Source organism: Cronobacter sp. HA18006 (assembly GCF_011605445.1).
GTDB classification, from domain to species: Bacteria; Pseudomonadota; Gammaproteobacteria; order Enterobacterales; family Enterobacteriaceae; genus Cronobacter; species Cronobacter sakazakii.
In genome coordinates, this window is the sequence record NZ_JAANQB010000023.1 from 169,157 (window position 1) to 181,875 (window position 12,719).

Genomic DNA, 12,719 nt, shown 5'->3' on the forward strand with positions numbered 1-12,719 from the left:
AAATAGAATATATGCCTGAGAATGACGCTAAGGCCGCACGCCAGCCCGATCGTGGCTATACCTTCCAGAATGATTTTGAAGCGCTCAGCCGGGTGTTTTCACTTCCAGATCTCGACTACACCGATATATCACAACGTGAACAACTCGCGACGGCAATTGCGCGCTGGCCCCTGCTGGCAGAATTAGCGCGTCGTGACGCAGGAGCGCAAGGATGACCGTTCTGGCATTACAGGGCGTGCGCGGCGGCGTGGGGACAACCTCATTAACGGCGGCGCTCGGTTGGGCGCTGCATCAGCTGGGCGAATCGGTGCTGGTGATTGACGCCTCGCCTGATAACCTGCTGCGCCTCTCTTTTAATATCGATTTTGACCACGCTGACGGCTGGGCGCGCGCGCTGCTGGACGATAAACCCTGGCAGTCCACCGCCTGGCGTTACGCACCGGGTCTGGACGTGCTGCCGTATGGCGCGCTGCGTCAGACGGAGCGGGAAAACGACGTAACGCCAGCGCTCAGCGCATTCGCGCAGCATCTTCACCTGCTCAAGGCGAGCGGCCAGTGGCGCTGGATATTGCTGGATCTGCCGTGCGGCTTTGACGCCGTGACCCGCAGCCTGTTGCAGGTGGCGGACCGCACGCTTTGCGTGGTGCAGCCCGACGCCAACTGTCACGCCCGCTTACATCAGCAGGCGCTGCCGAGCGGCTGCGATCTGCTGGCGAATTTCCGCCTGATTTCAAGCCAGATACAGAACGACATCTGGCAGCTCTGGCTGCAAACGCAGCGTAACCTGGTGCCGGTGGCGGTGCATCGCGACGAGGCGATGATGGAAAGCCTGGCCGCCAAACAGCCGGTGGGGGAATACCGCCCGGATTCGCTGGTGGCCGAAGAGATTGTCACGCTGGCGAACTGGTGCCTGCTGCATTACAGGAGTGAGGGCGCATGATAAGCCTCTCCGCGCTGGTGCTCGCGCCGCCGGTTCGCGCGCGGCTGCGCGAGCGTTATATCACGTATCGCCGCAACGGCGCGCCGCCGTTCAGCGCGGCGCTGGGCTGTTTCTGGCTGACGCTCGCCTGGCTCTTTTTGCCGCTGGAAAACCCGCGCTGGCAGGCGATCCGCGCGCAGCACGCGCTGCTGTTCCCGCATATTCATCCCGACCGCCCGCGTCCGCTCGATACCGTGCGTTATCTGCTCCAGGCGCTGTGGCTGGTGGCGCTGCGTCCCTGGCGCGCCGTCGGTACGCCGCGCTAGCGGCCTGTTTCGAAACTGCAGGTCTGGCGCGAGCGTTTTAACCTCTGGCTGGAGACGCTCCCGCAACGCTTCAGCGATGAAACCGACCACCTTAACGAGCAGAAAGAGCTGGGCCACATTAACGAACGACTGCGACGCGTCGTGCTGGGCGTGGTGGTTATTTTCTCGCTGGTGCTGGCGCTTATCTGTGTGACGCAGCCGTTCAACCCGCTCTCACAGTTTATTTTCCTGCTGCTGCTCTGGGGCGTGGCGCTGCTGGTGCGCCGTATGCCGGGCCGCTTCTCGGCGCTGATGCTGATTGTGCTGTCGCTGACCGTCTCCTGCCGCTACATCTGGTGGCGCTACACCTCGACGCTGAACTGGAACGATCCGGTCAGCCTGGTGTGTGGTCTGGTGCTGCTGGTGGCGGAAACCTACGCGTGGGTGGTGCTGGTGCTTGGCTACTTCCAGGTGATCTGGCCGCTTAACCGCCAGCCGGTGCCGCTGCCGAAAGATCTCAAAGCGTGGCCTTCCGTCGATATTTTCGTGCCGACCTATAACGAAGATCTGCACGTGGTGAAAAACACCATTTACGCCTCGCTTGGCATCGACTGGCCGAAAGACAAGCTCAAAATCTGGATACTGGATGACGGCAACCGCGAGGAGTTTCGCCGCTTCGCGCAATCCGTTGGCGTGGAGTATGTGGCGCGTCCGACGCACGAGCACGCCAAAGCGGGCAACATTAACAACGCGCTGAAGCTCGCGAAAGGGGAGTTCGTGTCGATTTTCGACTGCGACCACGTCCCGACGCGCTCTTTCCTGCAACTGACGCTCGGCTGGTTCCTGAAAGATAAAAAGCTCGCGATGATGCAGACGCCGCACCACTTCTTCTCGCCGGACCCGTTTGAGCGCAACCTCGGGCGTTTTCGTAAAACGCCGAACGAAGGAACGCTGTTTTACGGGCTGGTGCAGGACGGTAACGACATGTGGGACGCGACCTTTTTCTGCGGCTCCTGCGCCGTGATCCGCCGCGGCCCGCTGGATGAAATCGGCGGCATCGCGGTAGAAACCGTCACCGAAGACGCCCACACGTCGCTGCGTCTGCACCGGCGCGGCTACACCTCCGCCTATATGCGTATTCCGCAGGCGGCGGGGCTCGCGACGGAAAGCCTGTCGGCGCATATCGGCCAGCGCATCCGCTGGGCGCGCGGCATGGTGCAGATTTTCCGTCTCGATAACCCGCTCTTTGGTAAAGGGCTTAAGCTCGGCCAGCGGCTGTGCTACGTCAACGCGATGCTGCACTTCCTCTCCGGCGTGCCGCGGCTTATCTTCCTGACCGCGCCGCTGGCGTTCCTGTTGCTGCACGCCTACATCATCTACGCGCCTGCGCTGATGATTGCGCTGTTTGTGCTGCCGCACATGGCGCACGCCAGCCTGACGAACTCCAAAATTCAGGGCAAATATCGCCACTCGTTCTGGAGTGAAATCTACGAAACGGTGCTCGCCTGGTACATTACGCGGCCCACGATGGTGGCACTGTTCAACCCGCACAAAGGGAAGTTTAACGTCACCGCTAAAGGCGGGCTGGTGGAAGAAGAGTACGTGGACTGGGTGATTTCGCGTCCGTATCTGATGCTGGTGTTGATCAACCTGCTCGGCGTGCTGGTCGGCGTCTGGCGTTATTTCTACGGCCCGGCCAATGAAATGCTGACGGTTATCGTGAGTATCGTCTGGGTCTTCTACAACCTGATTATCCTCGGCGGCGCGGTGGCGGTGTCGGTGGAAAGTAAACAGGTGCGCCGCTCCCATCGTGTCGAGATGGTGATGCCGGCGGCGATTGCCCGTGAAGACGGTCACCTCTTCTCCTGCACGGTGCAGGATTACTCCGACGGTGGCCTCGGCATTAAGGTGCACGGCGGGGCGCAGTGGTTACAGGGGCAAAAAGTGAACCTGCTGATGAAACGCGGCGCGCAGGAGTATGTCTTCCCGGCGAAAGTGGTACGCGTCTTCGGCGACGAAATCGGCCTCAACCTCGACGGCCTGACCACGCGCCAGCACATCGATTTTGTACAGTGTACCTTCGCGCGCGCCGACACCTGGGCGCTCTGGCAGGACAGTTTCCCGGAAGACAAACCGCTGGAAAGCATGCTCGATATCCTCAAGCTCGGTTTCAGAGGCTATCGCCACCTGGCGGAATTCGCGCCAGCGTCACTTAAAATTGTCTTTCGCACCCTTACCACGCTGGTTTCCTGGATAGTGTCGTTTATCCCCCGTCGTCCGGAGCGGACGGCGCTGGGGGAGCGTGCGCTCCCGGTTATGGCTCAACAATGATGAATATGCGATGAAAAGAAAACTCTCCTGGATGTGCGCTGTGGCAGTGGGAATGAGCCTGTTGCCCGGTGCCTACGGCGCGCCTGAAGCCACTAACGATCCGAACGCCACCGCCGCGCCGACTGCGCCGGTGGTCGCGCCTGCGACTGAAGGCGTCATGACCGCCACCCCTGCGCGCACCGAGGCGTTAACGCCCGCCACGCCGCCTGTCGCGGGCACCGAGCCTGCGCCTGCGACGGAAGGCGCGGTGCTCGGCCAGGTGATGCCGGGCGTGGAAGGTGCCGGTGCGCCTGTGGTTCAGGATGGCGCGCCCGCGCGCGATGTTACGCTGAGTTTCGCCAGCATCGCGCCGCCGCCAGGCAGCATGGTTCTGAAAGGCACCCGCCCGGACGGTTTTGTCGAGTTCGGGATGCGCAGCGATGAAATTATCTCGAAAGCCACTCTGAACCTGACCTACACCCCGTCGCCGTCGCTGCTGCCGGTGCAGTCACAGCTGAAGGTTTATCTGAATGATGAGCTGATGGATGTGCTGCCGGTGACCAAAGAGCAGCTCGGCAAGAAAACCACCGCCCAGGTGCCTATCGATCCGCTGTACGTCAGCGATTTCAACCGCGTGCGCCTGGAGTTTGTCGGCCACTATCGCGACGTCTGCGAAAACCAGGCCAGCAACACGCTGTGGATGGATATCGGACGCAACAGCGCCCTGAACCTCACCTTCCAGACGCTACAGCTGCAAAACGATCTGTCGCACTTCCCGGTGCCGTTCTTTGATTCGCGCGATAACCGTCCGCTGGAGCTGCCGATGGTCTTCGCCGCCGCGCCGGATCTCGCGACCCAACAGGCCGCGAGTATTGTCTCCTCGTGGTTTGGCTCCCGCTCCGGCTGGCGCGGTCAGCGCTTCCCGGTGCTCTATAACCAGCTCCCCACGCGCCATGCGATCGTCTTCGCCACGAATGATAATCGCCCGGACTTTCTGCGCGACCTGCCGCCAGCCAAAGGCCCGATGGTGCGCATGATGAGCCATCCGCAAAGTCCGTGGGTGAAACTGCTGGTGATTGAAGGACGCGACGATAAAGATTTACTCCAGGCCGCCAAAGGCATCGCGCAGGGCAGTCTGCTGTTCCGTGGCGATAGCGTCGAAGTGGGCGAGGTCAAACCGCTGCTGGCCCGCCAGCCTTACGATGCGCCGAACTGGGTGCGTACCGATCGCGCCGTGACGTTTGGCGAGCTGAAAGGCTATGAAGAGCAGTTACAGGCGACCGGCCTTGAGCCGAGCCCGATTTCGCTGACGCTTAACCTGCCGCCGGATCTCTATCTGCTGCGCAGCAACGGCATCGATATGCGTCTGAACTACCGCTATACGTCGCCCGCCACGCGCGATAACTCGCGCATGGATATCAGCCTGAACAACCAGTTCCTGCAATCTTTCAACCTGCTGCCGAAAGATGAAACCAACCGTCTGCTGCTGCGTCTGCCGCTGTTGCAGGGGCTGCTGGACGGCAAAACCGAAGTGACGCTGCCGACGCTGCGCCTCGGCGCGGCGAACCAGCTGCGGTTTGATTTCAACTATACCAACCCGCTGCCGGGCGGCACGCTGGACAACTGCGTGACCTTCCAGACGGTGCCGAACCGCGTAGTGATAGGCGATGATTCCACGCTGGATTTCTCCAACTATCATCACTTTATCGCGATGCCGGATCTGCGCTCTTTCGCCAACGCGGGTTTCCCGTTCAGCCGGATGGCGGATCTCTCCGATACGCTTATCGTGATGCCGAAACAGCCGAACCCGGCGCAGCTCACGACGCTTTTGGACACCGCAGGCACTATCGGCGCGCAGACCGGTTTCCCGGCGGTTAACCTCACCATCACCAACGAGGGCGGCGACATGCAGAATAAAGACGCCGACATTCTGGTGATCGGTACGTTGCCCGCGTCGCTGAAAGATGAAAAACGCATCGATATGCTGGTGAACGCCACGCAAAGCTGGGTGAAAACCCCGACGCGCGACGTGACGCTTATCGATACCGACGACCGCGACCGTCAGCCGCAGGTGCAAACGGAAATCACCTCTTCCGGGCCGATGGCCGCAGTCGTGGGCTTCCAGTCGCCGTATCACGATCAGCGCAGCGTCGTGGCGCTGCTGGCTGACAGCCCGCGCGGTTATGAGCTGCTCAACGACGCGCTCAACGACAGCGGTAAACGCGCCGCGATGTATGGCTCGGTCTCGATTATTCGTGAATCGGGCGTGAACAGCCTGCGCGTGGGTGATGTTTACTACGTGGGTCACCTGCCGTGGTTCGATCGTATCTGGTATGCGCTGGCGAACCATCCGATCCTGCTGGCGATTTTCGCGGCCATCAGCGTCGTGCTGCTGGCGTGGGTGCTGTGGCGTCTGCTGCGTATCCTGAGCCGCCGCCGTCTTGATCCGGGCAACCATGAGTAACGCGTCATGAAGAATCTGTGCAGATGGCTTGCGGCGGGGCTGCTGCTGGCGACCGTTTCAGCCCATGCCGCCTGTGGCTGGGCTGACTGGGACCGCTTTAAAGGCGGCTACATCAGCGAAGAAGGACGCGTGATTGACCCAAGCGATCCGCGCAAAATCACGACGTCCGAAGGGCAGAGCTACGCGCTGTTCTTCGCCCTTGCGGCCAATGACCGCGAGGCGTTCGATAACATTCTTCAGTGGACGGAAAATAACCTTGCGCAAGGCTCGCTGAAAAACACGCTGCCCGCCTGGCTGTGGGGTATGAAAGGGCCGGACGAATGGACGGTGCTCGACACCAATTCCGCTTCCGACGCCGATCTGTGGATAGCCTGGAGCCTGCTTGAAGCGGGACGCTTGTGGAAAGAGCCGCGCTACAGCGACACCGGCAAAGCGCTGCTGGACCGCATCGCCAAAGAAGAAGTGGTGAACGTGCCCGCGCTTGGCGACATGCTGCTGCCGGGTAAAGTGAGCTTTGCCGAGCCGACGCTCTGGCGCTTTAACCCGAGCTATATGCCGCCGCAGCTGGCGCGCTATTTCACCCGTTACGGCAAACCCTGGACGACCATCCGCGATACCAACCTGCGCCTGCTGCTGGAAACGGCCCCGCAGGGCTTTTCGCCGGACTGGGTGAGCTATGAGGCGAAGAAAGGCTGGGTGATGAAACCTGCGGCACCGCAAAAACCGCTGATTGGCAGCTACGACGCCATTCGCGTTTATCTGTGGGTCGGCATGATGAACCCGGCGGATGAACAGCAGGCGCCACTGCTCAAAAAACTCAGCCCGATGGAAACCGCCACAATCAAAGCGGGCGTGCCGCCGGAAAAAGTCCGTGTTATCGACGGTAAAACCCAGGGCAACGGGCCGGTGGGCTTTTCCGCCGCGCTGCTGCCGTTCCTGCAAAACCGTGATATCCAGGCGCTGCAACGCCAGCGCGTGGCGGATAACTATCCGCAGCAGGACGCCTACTTTAGCTATGTATTAACCCTGTTTGGCCAGGGATGGGATGAACACCGTTTCCGCTTCACCGTTGACGGTGAGCTGCAACCCGCCTGGGGAGAGTCATGCACAAGTTCGCGTTAAGTATCACCGCGCTGGCGCTCGGCGTCGCCCTCAGCGGGCCGGCGCAGGCGCAGACGGATATCCGACAGCAGTTGCTCGAACAGGTGCGGCTTGGCGAAACGGCCAAACGGGACGATCTGGTGCACCAGTCGCTCTACCGTCTTGAGCTGATGAACCCGGACGATCCCGATTTTATCGCCGCTAAAATGCGTTATCTGCTGCGTCAGGGCGATAACGCGGGCGCGCAGCAGCAGTTTGCGCGCTTGGGCAAGCTCGCTCCGCAATCCTCAGCGTACCAACAGGCGCGTATCACGCTTGCGCTGGCCTCGCCGGAAGGGCGTCAGCAACTGCAACAGGCGCGTCTGCTCGGCACGACGGGGCATACGCAGGAGGCGCTGGCGGCGTATCAAAAACTGTTTAACGGCGCGCCGCCGGATGGCGATCTGGCCGTTGAATACTGGGCGCTGGTCGCAAAAGATCCGGCGCGGCGTGACGAGGCCATTCGCCAGATGCAGGCGCTGGACGCCCGCGCGCCGGGCAATGACCAGCTACGCACGCAGCTTGCGCTACAGCTCTTTTCCGCCAACCGCCAGCAGGAGGGTTTCAGCGTGCTGGAGCAGATGGCGAAATCGGGCGGCGGGCGTGAAACGGCGGCAGACCTCTGGTATCAGCAGATTCAGGGGATGCCCGCAAGCGACGACAGTGTCGCCGCGCTGGAGCGTTTCTTACAGGTGTTCAGCAGCGGTGATACCGCCGATAAAGCCAAAGGGCTGCTCGCTGAACAGCAAACTAAACTCGCCGATCCGGCTTATCGCGCCAGAATGCAGGGCATCGCGCGGGTGGAAGAGGGCCAGGGCGCCAAAGCCGTTTCGGAACTGACCAGCGCCGTAAAAGCGAACCCGAATGACAGCGAAGCGCTGGGCGCGCTGGCGCAGGCGTATTCTCAGCAGGGCAACCGCGCGCGCGCCGTGCCGCTGCTGGAGCAGGCGCTCAAACAGGATCCGAACAGCCCTAACAGCGGTCGCTGGCAGAGCCTGTTACAGGTGAACCGCTACTGGCTGTTGATACAGCAGGGCGACGCGGCGCTGAAAGCCAACAATCTGGCGCAGGCGCAGCAGAAATATCAGCAGGCCGCGACGGTGGATAACACCGACAGCTACGCGGTGCTTGGCCTGGGCGACGTCGCCGTGGCGAAGAAAGACGACGCGGCGGCCGAGCGTTATTACCGGCAGGCACTGCGCATGGATAACACCAACAGCAACGCGGTGCGGGGGCTTGCGAATCTTTACCGTCGCCAGTCGCCGGAACGCGCCGAGGCGTTTATCGCCACGCTCTCCGCCAGCCAGCGGCGCAGCATTGACGATATCGAACGCAGCATGACGAACGATCGCCTTGAGCAGCAGGCCGCCGCGCTGGAGGCCGAAGGGCGCTTCGCCGCCGCCGCCGCGGTGCAGCGCCAGCGTCTGGCGCTCGACCCGGACAGCGTCTGGATAACCTACCGGCTGGCAAACGATCTGGCTTCCGCCGGTCAGCGCCGCGACGCTGATGCCGTGATGGGCCAACTGGCGCAGCGTAAATCGGGCGATCCGGAGCAAGTGTATGCCTACGGGCTTTATCTCTCCGGCAGCGATCGTCAGCGCGCCGCGCTAAGCCACCTCAATACGCTGGCGCGCGACAAATGGACGCCGAATATTCTTGAGCTGTCGCAGCGTTTACAGACCAATGAACTGATGGAGACGGCCAACCGCCTGCGCGACAGCGGCCAGGAGGCGCAGGCCATCGCGCTGTTACGCCAGCAGCCGGTCTCCGATCGCATCGATTTAACGCTGGCTGACTGGGCGCAGCAGCGCGGCGATAACGCCACGGCGCGCGCGCAGTACCAGACGGTATTAACACGCTCGCCTGCCAGTGAAGAGGCGCGGCTGGGGCTTGCGGAAGTGCTGATCGCGCAGGGTGATAACGCGGCGGCACGCGAGCAGCTCGCGGCGCTGCAAACGCCTGCCGCAGGCGGCGAACCGCGCTCGCCGGGCACGCAGCGGCGCATTGCCAATGCCGAAGCGGCGCTTGGCGACACCGCGCGTGCACAGCAGGCTTTCGCGGTGCTTGCCGCTACCGCGAAAACGCAGCCGCCTTCGCAGGAAAGCGCGCTGGTATTGCGCGACGCGGCGCGCTTTCAGCGTCAGAACGGGCAGCCGCAGCAGGCGTTGCAGACGTATCGTGACGCGATGGTCGCCTCCGGCATCACCCCGACGCGCCCTGGCGATAACGACGCCTTCACGCGGCTTACCCGCAACGACGCCAGCGACGACTGGCTGAAGCGCAGCGTGCGCGGCGATGCGGCGGATCTCTATCGCCAGCAGGATTTAAACGTCACGCTCCAGCACGACTACTGGGGCTCCAGCGGTACGCCGGGGTATTCGGATCTGAAAGCGAATACCACGATGTTGCAGGTGGATGCGCCGCTGCGCGACGGGCGGCTGTTCCTGCGTACCGACGCGGTGAACATGAATCCGGGCAGCTTTAGCGGCAACAGTTATAGCGAAACCTGGGGCACCTGCGCCGAAACGCCCTGCTCCGGCAACGCGAAACAGCGCGCCTCCGGCGTGAGCGTGGCGGCGGGCTGGCGCAACGACACCTGGGATATGGATATCGGCACCACGCCGATAGGCTTTGATGTTGTCGATGTGGTGGGCGGCTTAAGCTACAGCAGCGATCTGGGGCCGATTGGCTATACGCTGAATGCGCATCGACGTCCGATTTCGAGCTCCATGCTGGCTTTTGGCGGGCAGCGCGACGCGCCTTCTAATACCGGCACGACGTGGGGCGGCGTGCGCGCCACCGGCGGCGGCGCGAGCCTCAGCTACGATCGCGGCGAGGCGCACGGCGTCTGGGCCAGTCTTAACGCCGATCAGCTCACCGGTAAAAATGTCGCTGATAACTGGCGGGTGCGCTGGATGAGCGGCTATTACTACAAGCTGATTAACGAAAATAATCAGCGCCTCACCATTGGGCTCAACAACATGGTGTGGCACTATGAGAAAGATTTGAGCGGTTATTCTTTAGGCCAGGGCGGCTACTACAGCCCGCAGGAGTACGTCTCTTTCGCGGTGCCGGTCGCCTGGCGGATGAGAACGGAAAACTGGTCGTGGGAGCTTGGCGCGTCAGGCTCGTGGTCGCACTCCCGCACGAAGACCGAGCGCCGCTATCCGCTGTCGGGGCTTATCCCGACGCCTGTGATAAACGCGCAAAATCCGGCGTTAAGCCGTTACGCCGACAAGGACGCGCTGGAAGAAGGCAGCAGCAGCAGCGGCTGGGGTTATACCGCCAACGCGCTGATTGAAAGACGCATTACTTCAAACTGGTCGGTGGGTGCCGCCATTGATATTCAGCAGGCGAAGGATTATACGCCGAGCAATTTCTCGCTGTTTATCCGCTACTCGCAGGGCGGCTGGCAGGGCGATATGGATATGCCGCCGCAGACGCTGACACCGTACGCCGACCGGTAATAAGATTAATGCGCGTTCGGCCCGCCCGCGCGGTTAAATTCCACAACAATGCAGTATACTCCCGCCCGCAATGATAATTATGTGTGATTATCATGCGGGCAGTGGCATCAGTGGAGAATCAAGTTGCGAGTCAGTCGTTCCCTCACGATAAAACAGATGGCGATGGTTTCGGCCGTTTCCGTCTTTTTTCTTTTTATTTTCAGCGTCGTTTTGCTGTTTCATTTCGTGCAGTCGCATCGCTACCACACCGCCATGCAGATGGAGAGCATCGCCCGCTCGGTGCGCCAGCCGCTCTCTGCGGCCATTCTGAAAGCCAATATTCCGGAAGCGGAGGCGATCCTTCGCGAAATTAAACCCGCCGGCGTGATTAGCCGTGCTGATGTCGTGTTGCCTAATCAGTTCCAGGCGTTGCGCATGCGCTTTACGCCGGAGCGCCCGATTCCGGTGACGCTCGCCCGCGTCTTTGAGCTGCCGGTGCAGATCTCCCTGCCGCTCTATTCGCTGGAGCGGCCCGCCAACCCGCAGCCGCTCGCCTATCTGGTGTTGCAGGCGGACTCCTGGCGGATGTACCGCTTTATCATCAATGCGATTTCGACCCTGCTGACCACCTTCCTGCTGCTGGCGCTGATCCTCTCGGTGGCGATCACCTGGTGCATCAACCGCCTGATCCTGCACCCGCTGCGTGATATCACACGCACGCTGAACGCGCTGGACGCGCATGAGCTGGCGCATCATCAGCTCACTATTCCGCGTCTGCATAAGGATGATGAGATCGGTATGCTGGTGCGCACTTATAACCGTAACCAGCAGGCGCTTGCGCAACAGCTCGACGAGGCGCGCACCAGCGGCACCCGTTTCCCGCTCACCGGTTTGCCGAACCAGGCGTTGCTCGTCGCACTGCTTGAGCAGGCCGTCGCGGGCGGCGGTGCGACCGCGTTGCTGTATGTGGCTTGTGAGCCGCTGCGTGATATTGACGAATCGCAGCGCGAGGCGCTCCTGCGCGCGCGCGTTGAGAAGCTGCGCTCGGTGCTGACGCCGCGGATGGTGCTGGCGCAGATAAGCCAGGACGATTTCGCGATTATCGCGCACGGCGTGAAAACGCCGGAACACGCGGTGACGCTGACGCAACAGCTGCTGGCGGCCCTTAACGAACCGCCGGAGTCGGACAGCGGCGCGCCAGCGTGCGCGGCAAGCATTGGCGTGGCGATGTTCGATGGCCGCCAGAGCGCCTCGACGCTTTACCAGAGCGCGATTTCCGCCGCGCTGGACGCCCGGCGCAGCGGCGTCAATCAGGCGGCGTTTTTCGGCGAATCCCCGGTGAGCGCGCAGGAAAGCGCGATGCAAAATGCGCTGGCGCGCCGCCAGTACGCCGTCTGGCTGCAGCCGCAGGTGGATATGCGCAACGGCAACATTGTGGGTGCCGAAGCGCTGCTGCGCGAGCGCCAGCCAGATGGCGAGTGGACGTTACCGGTAGGGCTTATTGATAACATTGAGTCGAGCGGGCTTATCGTTACCGTGGGCGACTGGGTGCTGGACGAGGCGTGTCAGTTACTGGCGCGCTGGCAGGCGCACGGCATTATGCTGCCGCTGTCGGTGAATGTGTCGTCATTGCAGTTGTTAAAACGCGATCTGGTACAAACGATGCTGCAACGACTGGAACGCTACGCCATTGCGCCCGGCACGCTGATTCTGGAGATGACGGAAAGCCAGCGTATTGACGATACCGAAGCCGCCATAGCCATTCTGCGCCCCCTGCGCGAGGCGGGCGTGCGCATCGCGCTGGACGATTTTGGCATGGGGTATTCGAGCCTGAGCCAGCTACAGAAAATGAAAGCGCTGCCAGTGGACAGCCTTAAAATCGATAAGAGCTTTATTGATAACCTGCCGGACGATGACAGCGTGGTCGCGGCCATCATCAGCATGGCGAAAAAGCTTAATCTTGAACTGGTGGCGGAAGGCATTCAGAACGAGGCACAGCGTGACTGGCTGTTAAACGCGGGCGTGACGGTGGGCCAGGGGTATCTTTTCGGCAAGGCGGCGACGCCTGCGGCGTTTGAAGACGCGTGGCTGACAGCGCCGTGACATCGCTGCAAAAGGTGTAAGGCATTATGGGC

6 protein-coding genes and 1 pseudogene are annotated in these 12,719 nt (G+C 61.7%); all 7 read left to right on the forward strand.

Going from position 1 to position 12,719, the window contains the following annotated elements:
* Positions 1-11 precede the first annotated feature (11 nt).
* The 7 genes and pseudogenes from bcsR to G9X48_RS17200 all read left to right on the forward strand — a co-directional run bounded on the left by bcsR (position 12) and on the right by G9X48_RS17200 (position 12,687).
* The gene (bcsR, locus tag G9X48_RS17170) at positions 12-215 is read left to right on the forward strand and encodes a cellulose biosynthesis protein BcsR (protein ID WP_004387626.1); all 204 of its coding nucleotides are present in this window, start codon (positions 12-14) and stop codon (positions 213-215) included.
* Entirely contained in the window at positions 212-940 is a 729-nt protein-coding gene (bcsQ, locus tag G9X48_RS17175) for a cellulose biosynthesis protein BcsQ (protein ID WP_007871862.1), read from the forward strand. The genes bcsR and bcsQ overlap by 4 nt, the downstream gene beginning before the upstream one ends.
* Positions 937-3,555: pseudogene (bcsA, locus tag G9X48_RS17180) on the forward strand (UDP-forming cellulose synthase catalytic subunit). The gene bcsQ and the pseudogene bcsA overlap by 4 nt, the downstream one beginning before the upstream one ends.
* Positions 3,556-3,565: 10 nt before the next feature.
* A complete protein-coding gene (gene bcsB / locus G9X48_RS17185) occupies positions 3,566-5,998 on the forward strand; it encodes a cellulose biosynthesis cyclic di-GMP-binding regulatory protein BcsB (protein WP_029039098.1) in 2,433 nt (810 codons plus the stop codon).
* A 6-nt stretch (positions 5,999-6,004) separates the two neighbouring features.
* Entirely contained in the window at positions 6,005-7,120 is a 1,116-nt protein-coding gene (bcsZ, locus tag G9X48_RS17190) for a cellulose synthase complex periplasmic endoglucanase BcsZ (protein ID WP_007852866.1), read from the forward strand.
* Positions 7,102-10,605 (forward strand): cellulose synthase complex outer membrane protein BcsC, encoded by a 3,504-nt coding sequence (bcsC, locus tag G9X48_RS17195; RefSeq protein WP_097641520.1) that lies wholly within the window; start codon positions 7,102-7,104, stop codon positions 10,603-10,605. The genes bcsZ and bcsC overlap by 19 nt, the downstream gene beginning before the upstream one ends.
* A gap of 123 nt (positions 10,606-10,728) precedes the next feature.
* A complete protein-coding gene (locus tag G9X48_RS17200; RefSeq protein ID WP_204353146.1) occupies positions 10,729-12,687 on the forward strand; it encodes a sensor domain-containing phosphodiesterase in 1,959 nt (652 codons plus the stop codon).
* Positions 12,688-12,719: the final 32 nt, after the last annotated feature.

What these genes read in the sequence shown, in the direction of transcription:
- bcsR (WP_004387626.1), top strand. Translation starts at nt 12, where the DNA reads ATGCCTGAGAATGACGCTAAGGCCGCACGCCAGCCCGATCGTGGCTAT.
- bcsQ (WP_007871862.1), top strand. Translation starts at nt 212, where the DNA reads ATGACCGTTCTGGCATTACAGGGCGTGCGCGGCGGCGTGGGGACAACC.
- bcsB (WP_029039098.1), top strand. Translation starts at nt 3,566, where the DNA reads ATGAAAAGAAAACTCTCCTGGATGTGCGCTGTGGCAGTGGGAATGAGC.
- bcsZ (WP_007852866.1), top strand. Translation starts at nt 6,005, where the DNA reads ATGAAGAATCTGTGCAGATGGCTTGCGGCGGGGCTGCTGCTGGCGACC.
- bcsC (WP_097641520.1), top strand. Translation starts at nt 7,102, where the DNA reads ATGCACAAGTTCGCGTTAAGTATCACCGCGCTGGCGCTCGGCGTCGCC.